Origin of the sequence: Veillonella sp. (genome assembly GCF_041333735.1) — a bacterium.
Lineage (GTDB): Bacteria > Bacillota > Negativicutes > Veillonellales > Veillonellaceae > Veillonella.
In genome coordinates this window covers 259,046-281,848 of sequence record NZ_JBGKFB010000001.1, presented here as the reverse complement: position 1 = coordinate 281,848, position 22,803 = coordinate 259,046, and the positions used below count along the sequence as shown (strand labels likewise).

Below are 22,803 nucleotides of genomic sequence, written 5' to 3'. Positions count from 1 at the left end.
CATGTATGAATATGTATATGGTGAAAGCCACCACTCTTTATGAGTGGTGGCTTTTTTATTACTAAGTTTATCTAAAAGTTAAAAGTTATATAATTTTCATAAAAATAATGATTTTAATTGCGTGAAATATAAAATTATATTTACATAAGTTTGTATGAGATAAAAAATACACATACTAAAATTAAATCATTTTACTTTCATAAATTTCTTGAGATAATGTTTATACATTAATATTAATAAAAAATGTGTATTTATTAGCTTGAAATGCATTAGATGAAGATGGCAACCCATATATTACCTATACTTATACATTCTTCGAAAAAGATTGATTAGCTATTAAATATTCTGATTTTTAATGCGATTTCTTGAATGGAAATAGTAAACTGTGATAAAATTATGAAATATAGTCGAAAATAATAATTGAAATAAATTCGACAAAATACGATTATTGTAACTTAGTATTTGTGATAGATAATATATAGTTTTTTGAGAGTTAATTGGTAAAAAGGAAAGACAATGAATAAGATTTTTAAAGTAATTTGGTCTAAGTCGAAACAGTGCTACATCGTAGTATCTGAAATCGCAAAGAACAAAACTGGGAAAAAGAAAATTGTAGTGGCCGGGATATTTGCGGCTTTGGCGATGGTTAATGGTGGACAAGCAACATTTGCAGCATGGCCAGCAGGTGGCGAAGGAGCTCAAAGTGCATTTTGGATGGGGCGTTCATCCAGTGCAACAGGTCAAAATGCTCAAGCTATAGGTGTGGCTGCTAATGCTTCTAGTGCTAAATCCGTTGCTATAGGTTCTGATAGTTTTGCACAAGGTGTTCCAAGTGGTGGCGAAGCTAATGCAGCAACAGCAGTTGGTGCACATTCTAATGCTACAGGACCGGGTGCATCTGCTTTTGGTTTTAAAGCTATAGCTAATGCTGGAAATGCTACCGCAATTGGTACTGATGCTAATGTTTCTGGTCAGTATAGTGTAGGGGTTGGCTGGAAAAGTAAAGTCACTGTTGATAACTCTATTGCGATTGGTGAACAAGCCAAGGCACTCAAAGAGGGATCTTCGGTAATGGGCCCAGATGCACGTGGCTATGGTAATGGTTCTTTGTCTCTTGGCTACCAAGCACTGGCTGGTGCGAACACTTATACTGGAGCTGTTAATAATGGGGCCCCATTTGATGATAAGGCGGCTACGATTAATGCGTATAATAAATGGGGCGATGCCGCTATAGGTTTACGTGCTGTAGCAACTGGTGGTAATGCGACCGCACTCGGGCGTAGTGCATCTGCAACAGCTGCAAATGCAATTGCTATTGGTGGTGGTAATGGTGATTCTGCTATCGATAACACTGAAAAAACAGAGGCTACTGGTGAGAAATCAACTGCGATTGGGTATAATGCAAAAGCAAAAAATACCAATGATATAGCTATTGGTATGACAGCTAATGCGTCTGATGGAAATGCTATTGCTATCGGTAGAAATGTGACATCTGCTGGTGGGGCTAGTACATCAATAGGTTATTACTCTAGTGTTACAGGTAATCAATCCATTGGCATCGGCTCTCAGATTTCTAACTCTGCACAAAAAGCTACAGCTATTGGTTATAAAGTTACAGCGAGTGGTTCGGGGGCTATTGGTATTGGCTCAGGTACAGATGGCGGTAGTAATGTAATAGCATCTGGATCAGATGCTATTGCTTTAGGTACATCAACACTTGCAGATTCTGAAAAAGCTATTGCCATTGGTGCAAATTCAAAAGGTACTGCTATTGGTGCCACTGCATTAGGTCGTTCTTCGGCGGCAACTGGTGCATCGGCTACAGCATTGGGGTCTCTAGCCAGTGCTACAGGTACAACAGCTACTGCTGTGGGTATGCAAGCATCTGCATCTGGAAATGAGTCTCTAGCTATTGGTACAACCGCAAGTGCAACTAGTGGCAGAGCGTTAGCTGTTGGTACGAATGCCAAAGCTACAGGTGAAAATTCCGTAGCTGTTGGTAGTGGTGCGGGAAACTCTGGGCCACGAGGATTTGCAAGTAGCATAAATTCATCGAGGTCCGTTGTTAATACGCTTAAGACTATTAATTATGCCACTACTGCAGAGGGGGATAATGCAGTTGCCTTAGGTTTTTATGCAAATGCTAAGAATAGTGGGGTCGCTGTAGGTCAGAATGCCTTAGCTGCAACTGGTGGTGTAGCAATTGGTAAAGGTGTTTTTGAAGATACAAATAATAATCTTGCAGGTGGGGTTGTAATAGGCCAAGATTCTGCATCAACAGGTATTTACTCATTAGCTATGGGACGAAATGCTTTTGCTACTGGATCTACTTCTATGGCTATGGGCTATGAGGCAAGTGCAAACGGTAACTTTGCTGTTGCGATGGGCCGAAATGTAACTGCTACGGGGACATCTACCGCCATTGGTCATCATGCGACTGCATCTAATGGTGGTTTGGCTATCGGCAGTCAAGAAAATGATGCATCTAACGATAAAACGACTGCCTCTGCAAAAGGTGCTGTAGCTATTGGTAAGAATACTACGGCTAGTTCTGAAGATACCGTGGCTATTGGTACTAATGCCCAGTCAGATAAGAAAGGTGCTGTTGCGTTAGGTAGTGGTTCTACGACTGCAACATCGGCTACAAATATACCTTCTGCTACAATAAATGGTATTACCTATAATTTTGCTGGCGCTACAAACAATCCTAATATGCAAGTTTCTGTAGGCAACGCTAGTGCAACACGACAAATTAAAAATGTCGCAGCTGGTGAAGTATCTGCTACAAGTACAGATGCAATTAATGGCTCCCAATTATATGCTGTAGCCAGCGCGATTAAGCCTATAAAGTATGTATCTATTAATTCTACAGCAACAGGTGCTGGTAGTAATGTTGATAATGATGGAGCACAAGGGGGCAATTCTATTGCCATAGGTCCATCTAGCACAGTTACAAAACAAAATGGTATTGCTATCGGTAGTGGTGCTCAATCCTTAAGTGAAGATAGCGTTGTTATTGGTAGAAATGCAAAAGCAGAAACTAAGACTGGTGCGGGCTTAACAACTACAAGTCGTGCAATTGTTATAGGATCAAATTCTCGTGTAGCAGCCGATATAACACAAGGGGTTGCCATTGGTAGTGGTCTTTCTCCAGATGAAGGTGCTGTTGTTACAGGTGATCAATCCATTGCTATTGGTGGCAATGTAAAGGTTGATGGCCATTCTGCGATTGCCATTGGTGGCGATGATGCCAGAAAAGCTGCAAATCAGCTAGTCTCCTATACTAATAAGAATGATGCTGAGGTTACTGGTACCTTACAAACTGCAATTCAAGATCTAACAGGCTATAATTTGACAGACTATAAAGGCACCACAGCAGCTCATGCTGGTGTCGCCTATGGTACAAGTGCTCTTGCCGGTAATGCAGGTGTTGCAATTGGTACTGCAGCTAACAGTATGGCTCGTATGAATGATAAAGGCCAAGTTGTTAATAATAACCCTGTTACTAATGCTGTGGCCATTGGTACTGCGGCTCGTGCTAACTTTGATAACTCTGTAGCTATCGGTGGTGGTTCTAATACGGACCATTATGCAACAAAACAAGTGAATGCAATTATTGATGGTGTAGAAGTTAAATGGTCTGGCGGTGAAAACATTTCTCCTGGTGACGTTGTTTCCTTTGGTGCTAAAGGTTTCGAACGTCAGCTTAAAAATGTGGCGCCAGGTGAGGTTTCTCAAACAAGTACAGATGCAGTTAATGGTTCTCAAATCTACTCCTTGGCACGTAAAGTAACTAATATTATGAACGGTGGTTCTGGTTCTGTGGTTAATGTAAATGCTACAGGGGAACCGCTTTCAAAAGTATCAACGATTGAGAATGGTACTAAGGTTGAAAAATACTACCGTACAGTAGATGTCAAAGATGACGGTACATTAGTAACTGGTGCTGTTGCACAGACCCCAGCATCATTAGCACTGGTGAATGTTGCTCAAACTGATACGAATAAGCAAACACAAACTCCTCGAATATTAGGAAATGTGGCTAATGGTGTGAAGGATAATGATGCAGTTAATGTATCTCAATTAAATGCAGCAAAGGTAAAATACTTCTCTGTAAATTCTTCTGATGCAGGCAATATAAATAATGATGGTGCTACAGGTACAGATGCTATAGCAATTGGACCTAGTGCAGTATCTAATGCTGTTGGATCGGTGGCTCTTGGTAAAGATGCTAAAGCCAATGGTGACTTTACTGTTGCTCTTGGTGGTGGTAATTGGCAATTTAAGGGCGCTCAGGCTAATGGTGTTGGGACTACCGCCTTGGGCTCTAGTACAAAGACTAAAGTGGGTACAAATTATCAAACAGCCATAGGTTTTGGTGCTTCAACGGAAGCTGAAAGTGCTCTTGCCATTGGGTATAATGCAGCTGCGTCAGCACAAAATGCTATCGCATTAGGTAGAAGTGCATCTACAGCTGGACAAGATGCAGTTGCTTTAGGAAGTTCGTCACAGGCTAAGGGCGATTCAGGCCTAGCAATAGGTAATGGGGCACAGGCTAATAGTAATAGTGTAATATCTTTGGGGTACCAAGCAAATAATGGTGCTTCAAATAATGCTAATGGTGTTGCCATTGGCTGGGCTGCCGGAATGCAGTCCAATGGTCTTAATAATGTTGGTGTTGGTACAAATGCAGGGCGACAAGTAATTGGTAATAATAATACTAGCTTAGGCAATGGTGCTGGTAATATTGCTAATACTAAAATCTATACTAGTGAGTCTATTATGCTTGGTACTGGTGCCAAAGTTGTCGGCAGCAGTGCTACTAAATCGATTGATAATGTTATTGCTATTGGTAAAAATACTAACGGTAGTGCCTCATCTGCTATCGCAGTGGGGATTAATGCAGGTTCCTCTGCTGAGAATGGTGTAGCAATAGGTCCTAATTCCAATACTTCTGCGTACAATGGTATTGCATTAGGTTCCTTCTCTGAAGCTAGTACTGCAGCTGGTGTACAAGGATACAATGTTAATACAAATCGCACAGATAAATATGCCGGATTAACTGATATTGCTTTAACAAGTAAACTTGGTGCAGTATCCGTAGGCAATAGTACGATGACGCGTCAGATAACCGGTGTTGCAGCTGGCACTAATGACACAGATGCCGTTAACATTGCTCAATTAAAAAGCGTTAACTTAGCTTTTACAGGCAATACTGGCAGTGGAGATGTCAATCTTGCTAATAGCAAATTGTCCATTAATGGCGATAATACTTATATCAAGACAGCTGCAAATGGTAAGCAATTAACTATTTCTCCTAATGTACAAAACATAACTTTAAATAATGGTAGAGCCTCTGCTTCAACTGGATTAGCTGATGCTAGTAATGTAGCCCAAGCAATTAATAACGTTGTTTCTGGAGTTCAGTTGGATATCATTGCCAATAAAGGAACTAAAACGGGCTCAGTAAATCTTAGTAACCAAAAGCTTACCGTAACAGGTGGAAATGGTATTCGCACAGATATCTATTCGAATACGAGTGGACAAAATCTTGTAATAGGCCTTGAACCAGAGCTTGTTAATGCGACAACTAAAGGTATTGGTTTAACTGGAGATACGGGATCCACAGGCCTCAAGTATCTAAAAGACGGCGATGCAACTTTTAAAGTGGCTGGTGATGGTAATCTAGTTACTACTGTAGGCTCTGTCGCTGGAGTAAAAGTATCTGTTGATTCCACTAAAGTAAAAGATTTAGCTGTAGAAGCAGTAACCGTAAGTAAAGCTAATACTGTAGATAATCCTATCACTGTAACTTCAACGACAGGAAATAATTCTAAAGATTATGCAATTGGCATCGATACTACAAAACTTGCAGCTAAAACGAATTTAGCCTATACAGCCAATGGTGCTACAGCAAAAACTGTGTCTTTAGCTAAAGGTCTTAATTTTGTTAATGGTACTAATACTGTGGCAACAGTAGATTCTGATGGCAAGGTATCTTTTGATTTAAATCAAGCTACAAAAGATTCTATTAATAAATCTGCTACAGCAGTAGGCCGTACTATTACGCTTAACGCAGATAGTGGTACAGGTTCTAGTCAGTCTTTAAGCAATGGTAATGTGTCCTTTGCGGTGAGTGGTGCCACTGGTGACTATATCTCTACTACAATGGATGGTAGTGCTGTAAAAGTATCTACAAAACGTGCCACAATTGATAGTGATGCCAATACTGGTGCTGCTTTCGTAACAGGTGCTGATGGTTTAGCTACTGCTAAGAATGTAGCTAGTGCTATTAACTCTGCTGTTAATGGCTTGTCTCAAAACTTAAACATCAGCGATGGCACAAATAATAGTTCTGTAGCTCTTAAAAATCAAAAATTAACAGTAACAGGTACAGGTGCAGCGAAAGCCACTGTTAGTGGGCAAACGATTACTATTGACGTAGCAGAAGGTACATTAACACCTAATACAACGAATGGTACTGTAACGGGTACTACCGGTGTAGCTAAAGCCACAGAGGTTGCTGCTGCAATTAACAATACAAATACTGTATTAGGTAATAAGATTACAAAAAATACACAAGATATTGCTACGAATACGTCGAATATCACTGCAAACAAAAATCAAATTACTACTAACACAACAAATATTGCAACAAATACAGCAAACATTGCTCATACTATTGCGTTAGCCGATGATAAAGGCACATCTACGACTGCTAAGTCCTTAAAGGATGGTAATGTATCTTTCAACATCAAAGGGGATAACAAGTTTATCTCGACAGCTGCATCTGGCAATGATGTAACCTTGACTGTTAATGAACAAGCTATTAAGGATGCTGCTAAGGATGCTTCTTCTTTCAAAGTAAAAGCGAATGCTCATGCTGAAGAAGCGGTAAAAGGTGGCGATACAATTGCCTTTAATAATGGAGATAACATTGAAATCAGCCAAACTGGTAAGGCTTTCACCATCGGAACGGCTAAGAATATAACTGTTGATTCCGTAACTGCAGGTAATACTGTTATCAATACGTCTGGTTTAACAAATGGTACAACTGCTATTACAGGCACAGGTATTACAACAGATAAAGTAACTGTAGGTGGTATCTCTATTGATAAAACTGCTGGTATTAATGCTGGTGGTAAGGTTATTTCTAATGTAGCTAGCGGTACGGTAAATAATAATGCTACCGATGATTCTAATGCAGCCAATATTGGGGATGTGAAACAAGCGGTTGCTAACTTGTCTCAAAATCTCAATATTACTGATGGTACAAATAACGGCACTGTGGACCTTAAAAACCAAAAACTTAACGTGGCTGGTGCTAACGGTGTAACAGCAACTGTAAATAATCAAACGATTACGGTTGGTTTAGATGCTGACACTGTCAACGCTACAACGAAGGGTATTGGCCTCACTGCTGATACTGGTTCTACAGGTAATAAATACCTTAAAGACGGTGATGTATCCTTTGCAGTAACGGGCGATGGTAACCTTGTAAGCACGTCTGCTACGGCAGCAGGTGTGAAAGTTGCTGTTGATACCGCTAAGGTGAAGGATTTAGCTGTTTCTGCTGTAACAGTAAGTAAGGATACGCAAGCTGACAATCCGATTACGGTAACCCCAACAGCGGGTACTAATTCTAAGGATTATGCAATAGGTATCGATACCACAAAACTCGCTGCTAAAACTGATTTAACATATCGTGCTAATAGTGCGGCAGATGCTAATGCAAAGAAAGTATCTTTATCTAAAGGTCTTGATTTTGTAGATGGTGGCTCTACTGTTGCTACAGTTGATAATGATGGTAAAGTATCCTTTGATCTTAATACAGCAACCAAGACTCAAATCAATACTAATACTGCAGATATAGCAACAAATAAAGGCAATATTGTAACGAATACGGCAGACATTGCTACGAATAAAGGTAATATCACCAAAAATACAGCAGCTATTGCAACTAATGCAACAGCGATTGCTAGAAATATTACCTTGGGTGCCGATACTGGCACTGCGTCTAGCCAATCTTTAAGCAAGGCTGATGTGGCGTTTAATGTGAAAGGCGCTACAGGTGACTTTGTATCTACGAATATGAATGGTAATACTGTAGAGATTTCCACTACTCGTGCTACGATTAATAGTAATGCTACAACAGGTGAAGCTTCTGTAACTGGTGCAGATGGCTTGGCAACAGCTAAGAATGTATCTGATGCTATTAATAAAGCTGCTGAGGCTGCTAAAGCAGGTGCAGCTTGGAGTATTACAACTAATTCCAGCACAACTGATAAAACAGCAGTAAAAGGTGGCGACACTGTGGATCTTGTTAATGGCGATAATATCGAGATTACACAAGATGGTACAGATAAAAAGAAAATCACTGTTGCCACTAAGAAGGATATTACCGTTGACTCTGTAACAGCTAATAATAAAGTAACTGTAGGATCTGGTGCTAATGCAATTACATTAAATGGTGCAGATGGTTCTGTAACTGGTAAAGCATTCACAGGCACTACTTTCACTGGTACATCTTTCATAGCAGGCAATACGGTTATCAATACAAATGGTTTAACAAATGGTACAACAGCCATTACAGGTACTGGTGTTACAACAGATACACTTACTGTTGGTGGTATTTCTATTGATAAAACAGATGGTATCAATGCTGGTGGCAAGGTTATTTCTAACGTTGCTAGTGGTGGTACTACTGTGACTAATGCAGCTAATATTGGTGATATCCAAACGGCTGTGGGCAATCAAAACTTGAAATTTGCAGGTAATACTAACACTGCCGCTGGCGTGGTGAACATTAAAGATGATACGTTCAATATCATTGGTGATGGTAAATATGTATCTACTGATGCGAATGGCAAGAATTTGACTGTGAAAGTATCTGAGGCAGAGGTTAAAAAATCGGCTGTAGCTGCTGTAACGGTAAGTACAGATACAACTGATGCTAATAACCCATTGACGGTAACACCGACAACTAGTGCGGATGGTACAACTAAGGATTACAAGGTAACTATCGATGGTACTAAGATTGCGAACAAGACAAACTTGTCCTATAAAGCAAATGATGGTACAGCAAAACAAGTTTCCTTGGCAGATGGCTTGAACTTCAAGAATGGTACATTAACAACTGCTTCTATTGATGATGCAGGCATTGTAAAATACGACGTGAATACAGCTGCTATCACTGCTGGCACAGATGGTACTGTAACAGGTCCAACTACAGATGGGGTTGCAACAGCACAAAACGTAGCTGATGCGATTAACGCAGCTAAAAAAGCATCTAAAACTGAAATTACAGCTAATACAGGTGAAGCAGCTAACGCAACAACAGGTAATGTAACCCTTACATCTACTACAGCAGCTGATGGTCATACAATCTATGACGTAAAACTCAATGACAAAGTGACCCTTGGTACAGGCGCTAATGCAGTAACAATCGACGGTACAGCGGGGAAAGCCACTATTGGTTCCTCTGTTGTAGATGGTGTAAATAACACAATTACAACTGGTGGTACAAACTCTATTAAGGTAGATGGTGCAACTGGTACAGTGACTGGTTTGACTAATAAAGATTGGACTCCTGGCGTAACTAAAGCCGTAACAGGTCGTGCTGCTACAGAAGATCAATTACAAAAGGTAGCAGATGCTGCATCTAGCCAAACTTGGAACATTACAGCAGATAAAGCAGGTACAACTGGCGCACAAACAGGCACTAAGAAAAATGCTACTGTTGGTAAGGATGAGACTGTTGAATTAGTTGCAGGTGATAACCTTACAATCAACCAAGATGAACGTAAGTTTACCTATTCTTTGAATAAAGCCCTTGCTGGTTTAACAAGCGTATCTGTTGGTGATGGTACAACTGAAACAATCAAACTCGATGGTGCTACAGGTAAAGTGACTGCTAAGAATGCGGTTATTGGTGGCGTAACTGTTGATGGTGATAACAGCCATGTAACTGGTTTATCTAACACAACATGGAATGGTACGGCTACAACTGGTCGTGCAGCTACTGAAGATCAATTGAAAGCTGTTGCGGATACTGCTAAAGCCACAACTGATGCAGTTAACTTGAAATTCTCTGGCGATACTAATACATCTGCTGGTGTAGTCAATCTTAAAGATGATACATTCAACATCGTTGGCGATGGTAAATATGTAACTACCGATGCAAATGGTAAAGATTTAACTGTAAAAGTATCTGAAGCAGAGGTTAAAAAATCTGCTGTAGCAGCTGTAACAGTAAGCACTGATACTACTGATGCTAATAATCCTATTTCCGTAACACCGACAACTAGTGCGGATGGTACGACTAAGGATTATAAGGTAACGATTGATGGTACTAAGATTGCAAATAAGACAAACTTGTCCTATAAAGCAAACGATGGTACAGCAAAACAAGTTTCCTTGGCAGATGGTTTAAACTTCAAGAATGGTACATTAACAACTGCTTCTATCGATGATGCAGGCGTTGTAAAATACGACGTGAATACAGCTGCTATCACAGTTGGCACAGATGGTACTGTAACAGGTCCAACTACAGATGGGGTTGTAACAGCACAAAACGTAGCTGATGCGATTAACGCAGCTAAAAAAGCAGCTAAAACTGAAATTACTGCTAATACAAGTGAAGCAGCTAATGCTACAACAGGTAATGTAACTCTTACATCTACCACTGCTGCTGATGGTCATACAATCTATGACGTAAAACTCAATGATAAAGTGACACTTGGTTCTGGTGCTAATGCAGTGACTATCGATGGTACAGCTGGTAAAGCCACTGTTGGTACTGCTGTTGTAGATGGTGTAAATAACACCATCACTACAGGTGGTGCAAACACTATTACAGTAGATGGTGCTGCAGGTACTGTTACTGGTTTGACTAATAAAGATTGGACTCCTGGTGTAACTAAAGCCGTAACAGGCCGTGCTGCTACAGAAGATCAATTACAAAAGGTAGCAGATGCTGCATCTAGCCAAACTTGGAACATTACAGCAGATAAAGCTGGTACAACTGGTGCACAAACAGGCACTAAGAAAAATGCTACTGTTGGTAAGGATCAAACTGTTGAATTAGTTGCAGGTGATAACTTTACAATCAACCAAGATGAACGTAAGTTTACATATTCCTTGAATAAAGACCTTGCTGGTTTGACAAGCGTATCTGTTGGTGATGGTACAACTGAAACTATCAAACTCGATGGCGCTACAGGTAAAGTGACTGCTAAGAATGCGGTTATTGGTGGCGTAACTGTTGATGGAGATAACAGCCATGTAACAGGTTTATCCAATACAACATGGAATGGTACTGCTACAACTGGTCGTGCAGCAACAGAAGATCAACTGAAAGCTGTAGCAGATACTGCTAAAGCGACAACTGATGCAGTTAACTTGAAATTCTCTGGCGATACTAATACATCTGCTGGCGTAGTAAATCTTAAAGACGATACGTTCAATATCGTTGGCGATGGTAAATATGTAACTACTGACGCAAACGGTAAAGATTTAACTGTAAAAGTATCTGAAGCAGAGGTTAAAAAATCTGCTGTAGCGGCTGTAACAGTAAGCACAGATATAACTGATGCTAACAATCCAATTTCTGTAACACCGACAACAAGTGCGGATGGTACGACTAAGGATTACAAGGTAACAATCGATGGTACTAAGATTGCGAATAAGACAAACTTGTCTTACAAAGCAAATGATGGTACCGCAAAACAAGTTTCCTTGGCAGATGGCTTGAACTTCAAGAATGGTACATTAACAACTGCCTCTATCGATGATGCAGGGGTTGTGAAATACGACATAAATACAGCTGCTATCACAGCTGGTGCAGATGGTACTGTAACTGGTCCAACTACAGATGGTGTAGCGACAGCACAAAACGTAGCTGATGCGATTAACGTAGCTAAAAAAGCATCTAAAACTGAAATTACTGCCAATACTGGTGAAGCAGCTAACGCAACAACAGGTAATGTAACCCTTACATCTACTACAGCTGCTGATGGTCATACAATCTATGATGTAAAACTCAATGACAAAGTGACCCTTGGTACTGGTAATAACGCTGTAACAATTGATGGTACAGCAGGTAAAGCTACAATTGGTTCCTCCGTTGTGGATGGTGTGAATAACACAATTACAACTGGTGGTGCTAATGCCGTTGCCTTAGATGGTGCTGCAGGCACTGTAAAAACTGGTACTGTAACCGTAACTGGTGGTACTACAAACGATATTACAGGCTTGTCTAATACAACTGTAAATAGTGTAGACTTTGCAACAAAAGGGCGTGCCGCTACTGAAGAACAATTAAAAGCAGTAGGGGAACAAACATGGCAAATCACTGCTGACAAAGAAGCTACAACTTCTGGTAACCAAACAGGTACTAAGAAAGATGCTAAGGTTGGTAAAGACGACAAAGTTCAATTGATTGCTGGTGAAAACCTCACAGTGAACCAAAACGAACGAGACTTCACATACTCCTTGAATAAAGACCTAGTGAAGATGAACTCTGCAACCTTCGAAGCAACAGGTGGTAAAACAACTGTTATTACAGGCGATAGCATTGCGCAAACTGATGGTACTAAGACAAATAGATCCACAGCCGCTGGTAATACAGTAGCTGATGGTGGTAAATCTACAGCAACTACAGCTGATGGTACGACTGTAACTAATGGTGCTGACTCCACTGCAACAACTGCAGCAGGTACAACAGTAACCAATGCTAACGGTAATACTAATTACGCAGCTGATGGTGTACGTATCAATACAACAGGTAAGAATCCTGTATCCCTGACTGATGCTGGTTTAGATAATGGAAATAATGTTATTAAAAATGTAGCAAGTGGTCATGTAAATAATGATGATACAGATAACACAAATGCAGCTAATATTGCAGATGTAAAAAAAGCAACTACTACAGTAACGGCTAACAATGGTGAAGCAGCGAATGCTACAACAGGTAATGTAACCCTTACATCTACTACGGCTGCTGATGGTCATACAATCTATGATGTAAAACTCAATGACAAAGTGACCCTTGGTACTGGTACTAATGCTGTAACAATTGATGGTACAACTGGTAAAGCTACAATTGGTTCCTCCGTTGTGGATGGTGTGAATAACACAATTACAACTGGTGGTGTTAATGCAGTTGCCTTAGATGGTGCAGCTGGCACTGTAAAAACTGGTACAGTAACCGTAACTGGTGGTACTACAAACGATATTACTGGGTTGTCTAACACAACTGTAAATAGTGCAGACTTTGCAACAAAAGGCCGTGCCGCTACTGAAGAACAATTGAAACAAGTAGGGGAACAAACATGGCAAATTACTGCAGACAAAGATGCTACTACATCTGGTAACCAAACAGGTACTAAGAAGGATGCTAAGGTTGGTAAAGACGACAAAGTTCAATTGATCGCAGGTGAAAACCTCACAGTGAACCAAAACGAACGAGACTTCACATACTCCTTGAATAAAGACCTTATGAAGATGAACTCTGCAACCTTTGAAGCAACAGGTGGTAAAACAACTGTTATTACAGGCGATAGTATCGTTCAAACAGCTGGTACACAAACGAATACATCTACAGCAGTTGGCAACACTGTAGCAGATGGTACTAAGTCCACAGAAACGACTGCAGCGGGTCAAGTGATTAAAGATGGTGCTAAAACTAATACATCTACTGTTGATGAAAATACATTAGTTGATGGTGCTAAATCTAATAAAATTACTGTAGATAGCAATGTAATCAATGATGGCAATGGTAATGCAAACACATCCAATGCTACATCTAATACAATTACTGATGGTACTAATACAAGTACAGTTACTGCTGGTAAGGCACAAATTGGTACAGTTGGTATCGATGGTGTAGCAAGCAAGCTTACTACAGGTGGTGCTAATGCTGTTGTGATTAATGGTGCAGATGGTACTGTTAAGACGGGTACAGTAACACTAACTGGTGGCACTACTAACGATATCACTGGATTGTCTAACACAGCTGTAAATAGTGCAGACTTTGCAACAAAAGGCCGTGCCGCTACTGAAGAACAATTGAAACAAGTAGGGGAACAAACATGGCAAATTACTGCAGACAAAGATGCTACTACATCTGGTAATCAAACAGGTACTAAGAAGGATGCTAAGGTTGGTAAAGACGACAAAGTTCAATTGATCGCAGGTGAAAACCTCACAGTGAACCAAAACGAACGAGACTTCACATTCTCCTTGAATAAAGACCTTGTGAAGCTGAACTCTGCAACCTTTGAAGTCACAGGCGGTAAAACAACTGTTATTACAGGCGATAGCATTACTCAAACAGATGGTACTAAGACAAATACATCTACAGCCGCTAGTAACACAGTAGCTGATGGTGGTAAATCTACAGCAACTACAGCTGATGGTACGACTGTAACTAACGCTAACGGTAATACTAAATATGCCGCTGATGGTGTACGTATTAATACAACAGGTAAAAATCCTGTATCCTTGACTGATGCTGGTTTAGATAATGGCAATAATGTCATCAAAAATGTAGCAAGTGGTCATGTAAATAATGATGATACAGATAACACAAATGCAGCTAATATTGCAGATGTTAAAAAGGCTACTACTACAGTAACTGCTAACAATGGTGAAGCAGCGAATGCTACAACAGGTAATGTAACCCTTACATCTACTACGGCTACTGACGGTCATACAATCTATGACGTAAAACTCAACGACAAAGTGACTCTTGGTACTGGTGCTAATGCAGTAACAATTGATGGTACAGCAGGTAAAGCTACAATTGGTTCCTCCGTTGTAGATGGTGTGAATAACACAATTACAACTGGTGGTGCTAATGCAGTTGTCTTAGATGGTGCAGCAGGTACTGTAAAAACTGGTACTGTAACCGTAACTGGTGGTACTACAAACGATATTACAGGCTTGTCCAACACAACTGTAACTAGTGCAGACTTTGCAACAAAAGGCCGTGCCGCTACTGAAGAACAATTAAAAGCAGTAGGGGAACAAACATGGCAAATCACTGCAGATAAAGATGCTACTACATCTGGTAACCAAATAGGTACTAAGAAAGATGCTAAGGTTGGTAAAGACGACAAAGTTCAATTGATCGCTGGTGAAAACCTCACAGTAAACCAAAACGAACGAGACTTTACATACTCCTTGAATAAAGACCTTGTGAAGATGAACTCTGCAACCTTCGAAGCAACAGGTGGTAAAACAACTGTTATTACAGGCAATAGCATCTCTCAAACAGATGGTACTAAGACGAATACATCTACAGCGGCTGGTAATACAGTAGCTGATGGTACTAAGTCCACAGAAACAACTGCAGCTGGGCAAGTGATTAAAGACGGTGCTAAATCCAATAAATCGACGGTAGATAGTAATGTAATTGATGATGGCAATGGCAATGTAAATACATCCAATGCGACATCTAATACAATTACCGATGGTACAAATACAAGTGCAATCACTGCTGGCAAAGCTATAATTGGCTCTTCTGTTGTAGATGGTGTAAATAATACAATTACTACAGGTGGTGCTAATGCTGTTGCCTTAGATGGTGTAGCAGGTACTGTAAAAACTGGTACTGTAACCGTAACTGGTGGTACTACAAATGATATTACAGGCTTGTCTAATACAACTGTAAATAGTGCAGACTTTGCAACAAAAGGCCGTGCCGCTACGGAAGAACAATTGAAAGCAGTAGGGGAACAAACATGGCAAATTACTGCAGACAAAGATGCTACTACATCTGGTAACCAAACAGGTACTAAGAAGGATGCTAAGGTTGGTAAAGACGACAAAGTTCAATTGATCGCTGGTGAAAACCTCACAGTGAACCAAAACGAACGAGATTTCACATACTCCTTGAATAAAGATCTTGTGAAGATGAACTCTGCAACCTTCGAAGCTACAGGCGGTAAAACAACTGTTATTAAAGGCGATAGCATCGTTCAAACAGATGGTACTAAGACAAATATATCTACAGCGGCTGGTAATACAGTAGCTGATGGTACTAAGTCCACAGAAACAACTGCAGCTGGTTACGTAATTAAAGATGGTGCTAAATCCAATAAATCAACGGTAGATAGTAATGTAATTGATGATGGCAATGGCAATGTAAATACATCCAATGCTACATCTAATACTATTGCTAATGGTACTGATTCCACTGCAACAACTGCAGCAGGTACAACAGTAACTAATGCTAACGGTAATACTAAATATGCTGCTGATGGTGTACGTATCAATACAACAGGTAAAAACCCTGTATCCTTAACAGATGCTGGTTTGGATAATGGCAATAATGTCATCAAAAATGTAGCAAGTGGTCATGTAAATAATGATGATACAGACAACACAAATGCAGCTAATATTGCAGATGTTAAAAAGGCTACTACTACAGTAACTGCTAACAATGGTGAAGCAGCTAATGCTACAACAGGTAATGTAACCCTTACATCTACTACGGCTACTGACGGTCATATAATCTATGACGTAAAACTCAACGACAAAGTGACTCTTGGTACTGGTGCTAATGCAGTAACAATTGATGGTACAGCAGGTAAAGCTACTATTGGTTCCTCCGTTGTAGATGGTGTGAACAACACAATTACAACTGGTGGTGCTAATGCAGTTGTCTTAGATGGTGCAGCTGGCAGTGTGAAAACTGGCACAGTAACCGTAACTGGTGGTACAACCAATGACATTACAGGCTTGTCTAACACAACTGTAACTAGTGCAGACTTTGCAACAAAAGGCCGTGCCGCTACTGAAGAACAATTAAAAGCAGTAGGGGAACAAACATGGCAAATTACTGCAGATAAAGATGCTACTACATCTGGTAACCAAACAGGTACTAAGAAAGATGCTAAGGTTGGTAAAGACGACAAAGTTCAATTGATCGCTGGTGAAAACCTTACAGTGAACCAAAACGAACGAGATTTCACATACTCCTTGAATAAAGATCTTGTGAAGATGAACTCTGCAACCTTCGAAGCAACAGGCGGTAAAACGACTGTTATTACAGGCGATAGCATTGCACAAACTGATGGTACTAAGACTAATACATCTACAGCGGCTGGTAATACAGTAGCTGATGGTGGTAAATCTACAGCAACTACAGCTGATGGTACAACAGTAACCAATGCTAATGGTAATACTAATTACGCAGCTGATGGTGTACGTATCAATACAACAGGTAAAAACCCTGTATCCCTGACTGATGCTGGTTTGGATAATGGCAATAATGTCATTAAAAATGTAGCAAGTGGCCATGTAAATAATGATGATACAGATAACACAAATGCAGCTAACATCGCAGATGTTAAAAAGGCTACTACTACAGTAACTGCTAACAATGGTGAAGCAGCAAATGCTACAACAGGTAATGTAACCCTTACATCTACAACGGCAGCTGATGGTCATACTATCTATGACGTAAAACTCAACGATACAGTGACCCTTGGTACTGGTGCTAACGCTGTAACAATTGATGGTACAGCAGGTAAAGCTACTATTGGTTCCTCCGTTGTAGATGGTGTGAACAACACAATTACAACTGGTGGTGCTAATGCAGTTGTCTTAGATGGTGCAGCTGGTACTGTAAAAACTGGTACTGTAACGGTAACTGGTGGTACTACAAACGATATTACTGGCTTGTCTAACACAACTGTAACTAGTGCAGACTTTGCAACAAAAGGCCGTGCCGCTACGGAAGAACAATTGAAACAAGTAGGGGAACAAACATGGCAAATCACTGCTGACAAAGATGCTACAACTTCTGGTAACCAAACAGGTACTAAGAAGGATGCTAAGGTTGGTAAAGACGACAAAGTTCAATTGATTGCAGGTGAAAACCTCACAGTGAACCAAAACGAACGAGACTTCACATACTCCTTGAATAAAGACCTTGTGAAGATGAACTCTGCAACCTTCGAAGCAACAGGTGGTAAAACGACTGTTATTACAGGCAGTAGCATTGCTCAAACAGATGGCACTAAGACTAATACATCTACAGCGGCTGGTAATACAGTAGCTGATGGTACTAAGTCCACAGAAACAACTGCAGCTGGTCAAGTGATTAAAGATGGTGCTAAGACTAATACATCTACAGTTGATGAAAACACATTAGTTGATGGTGCAAAATCTAATAAGACTACTGTAGATAGTAATGTAATTGATGATGGCAATGGCAATGTAAATACATCTAATGCGACATCCAATACAATTACCGATGGTACAAACACTACCGAAGCGACTGCTAGCACTGTAACTGTTAAAGATAATGCTGGTAACAGCACAGTTATCACTAAAGATACGCTTACAACAGGTACTGGCGCTAATAAGGTGACTGTTGATGGTACTGCTGGTAAGGTAACAGCAGGTTCTGCAGTGGTAGATGGTGTGAATAACACAATCACTACAGGTGGTGCTAACACTGTTAAATTAGATGGTGCTGCTGGTACTGTTACTGGTTTAACAAATACAGCATGGACACCAGGTGTTACAAAAGCTATGTCTGGTCGAGCTGCAACAGAAGATCAATTACAACAAGTATCTGATGCAGTAGGTGCTGGTTGGAATATAAACTCTGGTACAGTGGCTGGTTCCACTGGTGAAGCTAATGGCTCAGCTAAGACTAAGATCTCTAGTGGTGAAGAGGTTCAATTACAAGCTGGCAATAACCTCATTATTGACCAAAATGGTAAAACATTATCATATTCCTTGAATAAAAATCTTAAAGATATGGAATCTGCTATATTCAATGCCACTGGTGGAAAAACAACTGTTATCAAAGGCGATAGTATCGTTCAAACTGATGGTGGTAAAACGAATACATCTAACGCGGCTGGTAACACTGTTGTAGATGGTACAAAATCCACAGCCACTACGGCAGCGGGTACTACAATCACTGATGGTGCTAAAACGAATACAAGCACAGCAGATAAAAATGTGATTAATGATGGTGCAGGCAATACAAACACATCGAATGCAACATCTAATACGATTGCAGATCCAAATGGTAATACGAATACTGCAACAGCAACTAATAACACATTGGCAGATAATGCGGGTAACTCTAATGTGTCTAATGCTACAAGCAATAGCTTGACAGATAATGCAGGTAATTCTAATGTATCTAATGCGACTAGCAATACATTGAAAAATGCGGCTGGTGATGAAACTAAGGTAGACGCTAAAGGTGCAACTGTTAAAGATGCAGCAGGTAATACAACAAATGTTGCTGCTACTGGTGCAACTGTAACAAATGCAGCAGGCGATACTACTAAGGTTGAAGCGACTGGTACAACTGTGGCGGATGCTGCTGGCAACAAGGCTACTTTCACTAAGGATGGTGTAACAATTACAAAACCTGGTAAAGATACAGTGTCCTTAACGGGTAATGGTCTTGATAATGGCAATAATAAGATTGTTAATGTAGCTGATGGTACAAATGATACAGATGCTGTTAATGTACGCCAATTAGATGCTAAGACTAAGGCGGCAACGACTGAGTTGACTGCTAATGGTGGTGAAAGCGCCGATAATACGACAGGTAATATTGTGTTGACTAAAACCACTGCTCCAGATGGACATATCATTTACGATAACAAGTTGAATGATAAGATTACCTTAGGTGCAGCTGATCCAACAAAAGCGATTACTGTAGATGGTACAAATGGCACGATCAAAGCCGGTAAAGATGGTAATGCTGTAGCTATTAATGGTACAGATGGCACAATTAAAGCTGGTGATGGTACAAATGCTGTTGCTATTGATGGCGTTAATGGTTCTGTGAAAGTAGCAGATAAAATTGCCCTTAATGGTAAGGATGGTAAGGCCGCTATTGGTACAGTAGGTATTGATGGCAAAGATGGCATCATTACTACAGGTGGTAATAATCCTGTTGCTGTAAATGGTAAAGATGGTGTTGTAACAGGTTTAACCAATAAAACATGGGATCCGAATAACATTACTTCTGGCCGTGCAGCCACTGAAGATCAAGTACAATCTGCTGTAGCTAATGCAGGCTGGGATGCTACTGTTGGTACAGAAGGTTCTGGTGTAAATAGCACACCAAGTGCAATACCAGAAAAAATTAGACCAAATGAAACGCTTACTTTCAAAGCAGGCAATAATATGATGGTTAGCCATGCAGGTAAAACAATTAGCTATGCTGTAAATCCAGATCTGACAGATATGAAATCTGCTACATTTAAAGATGCAGCTGGTAACACAACTGTAATAAATGGTAATGGCATAACAATTACACCTGGTAGTGCAAATCCGAATAACCCTAATGCAGGTCCTGTATCCTTGACTAAGGATGGCCTCAATAATGGTAATAATCAAATTAAAGGTGTAGCACCTGGTTCTGATGATACAGATGCTGTGAATATTGGTCAGTTGAAAGCATCCAATGCAAAAATGGGTGATGCCATTGGTCAAGTCGCAGGTGAAGTACAACGTGTAGGTGCGCATGCAGCAGCGATGGCAGCGTTGAAACCAATTCAATATGATCCATTAGAGCCAACTCAAATTATGGCAGGCGTAGGCAACTACCGTGGTGAAACTGCAGCAGCACTTGGTCTTGCGCATTACACTAACGAAGATACTATGTTCAACGTAGGTGTTTCTGTTGGTGGCAACCATAATATGGTGAATGCTGGCGTAACCCATAAATTTGGTTCTAGCCCAGAAAAGAAAAACATTCCTGACCGTTACAAAGCAGGCCCTATTAGCTCTGTATATGTAATGCAAGATGAGGTATCTAGCCTCAAGAAGGAAAATGCTGAACAAAAATATGTTATTGCTGATCAAGCAGCTCGTCTAAATACATTGGAAGCCGAAAATGAACGTCAACGTCAAGAATTGGCTGAAACAAAACAAGGTTTAGATGATTTGCGCGCAGCAGTGGACAAATTGTTAGCAGCTAAAGGTTAATCAGTATAGAGTAAGATAATCGATACTGAGTAATCTAACACTCTAGTCTTTAAAGCTTTATTTGAAATACCTCCTTTGTTTTAGTGAGATACAATTTCAATATCTGTTGTTTTGAAGAACTGGAGTTGTAAAAAGAAACCCCTTACTTATCACGTTTATACCCTGATGGGTATAAGTGGATAGGTAAGGGGTTCTTTTGCTATTTTGATATAGATTATTAAATAAAAACATAATATATGAATGACTTTTCATGTATTGTTGTGATATAATACAGAAGATATTAGGAGATAAGAATTTTGCTCCACCTTGTACGATCTTGCATGAATAGGAGTTACTATGTTAGACCGCATACAACGATGGCTTTCTGTTGATACTATGCTGCCTGCTACAGAACGATTGGGGCCTATAGGAACCACTAAGCAGCTGTATGGTCGTTATTTAAAAATAGCTTGGCCCGCTACATTACAAGGCTTGATGTTACAGTTTATGACTGCCATAGACTTAGCGATGGTTGGTGCTTTAGGGGCATCCGCACTTGCTTCAGTAGGTATCATGGGACAGCCAGAGATGGTAATGCTCATATTCTGTCGAGCCTTATCCATTGCAGTCACAGCGATTATAGCTCGACGGCATGGCGAGGGTGAAGTGGATGGTATGAATGCTGTTCTTAAGCAGTCCATCCTGTTGAACTTCTTGATTTATGCACCTTTATTGGCCATATGTTTCTTTAATTTAGAGCATATTTTACGCTTTACCGGTGCTGAAGATGGCTATATTGAGACCGCTGTTTGGTATGGACGTTTTATTGTTATTAGTCTTATATTCCAGTCCTTTAGTCAGATTGTAGGGGCTGCTCTTATTGGGTATGGCAATACAAAGGTCATTTTTAAATCGAATGTGGTAGGGAATATTCTAAACACCATCATGAATTTTTTCCTAATTTATGGCATAGGGTTCTTCCCTGAGCTTGGCGTCATGGGCGCTGGTGTATCTACAATGATTAGTAGTGCTGTCATTGCTCTATTATTACTGCGTACGATTTCTCAACATACGACTACAGGTTTAACCTTGCGCCATCCTTCAAAATGGAAGTTCGAACGATCCGTGTTACATACTATGTTCCACGTAGGTGGTAGTTCACTAGGGGAACAATTCTTTGAACGGTTTGGTATGTATACTTACACTATGATTGTCGCATCGTTAGGGGCGGTTCCACTAGCTGCTCATTATGTATGTATGAATTTGATGGATATATTCTACTACTTCGCTATGGGTCTTGGCTTTGCTGGTGCGTCCCATACGGGTCAGAGTTTAGGTCATAAACGGCCGGATATTGCAAAAACCTATGGGAAAATTGGTGCCCGTATAGGTCTCGTTGTAGGCCTTGTCAGTGCATTGATTTTTATTGGCCCTGGGGATCTCTTAGTACAATTGTATACACGTGAAAGTGAAGTAGTTATGTTAGCGGGGGCTTTAATGGGCATTATGGCTATTGCTGCATTCCCACAAGCGCTGCAACAAGTATACTCTGGTGTACTAAAAGGGGCAGGGGACACCTATTACATTATGAAATACTCCCTTGTTAGTGTAGCCATAATACGACCTATAATTACTTACCTATTGTGTATCACCTTTGGTTTAGGATTATTAGGGGCATGGTTATCTTTATGTTTTGACCAGTCACTTCGTTTATGTTGTTCTTACGTACGATTTATTCGTGGGGCGTGGCAGCATAAAATTGTTTAAAATATCAATATTTGTATATGAGTATCATTCTTATATTGAAAAAATTAAAATAATTTATGAAAGGTTTATGAAAAAACTTCTTGC

The 22,803-nt window shown here is 40.2% G+C and carries 2 protein-coding genes; both read left to right on the top strand.

What is annotated here, in order from left to right:
- The first annotated feature begins 516 nt into the window (after positions 1 to 516).
- The gene (locus tag ACDF53_RS01225; protein ID WP_370815239.1) at positions 517 to 20,973 is read left to right on the top strand and encodes an ESPR-type extended signal peptide-containing protein; all 20,457 of its coding nucleotides are present in this window, start codon (positions 517 to 519) and stop codon (positions 20,971 to 20,973) included.
- Between the two features lie 336 nt (positions 20,974 to 21,309).
- Positions 21,310 to 22,719: an MATE family efflux transporter gene (locus ACDF53_RS01220; protein ID WP_227721539.1), complete on the top strand. Its 1,410-nt coding sequence runs from the start codon at positions 21,310 to 21,312 to the stop codon at positions 22,717 to 22,719.
- The last annotated feature ends 84 nt before the right edge of the window (positions 22,720 to 22,803 follow it).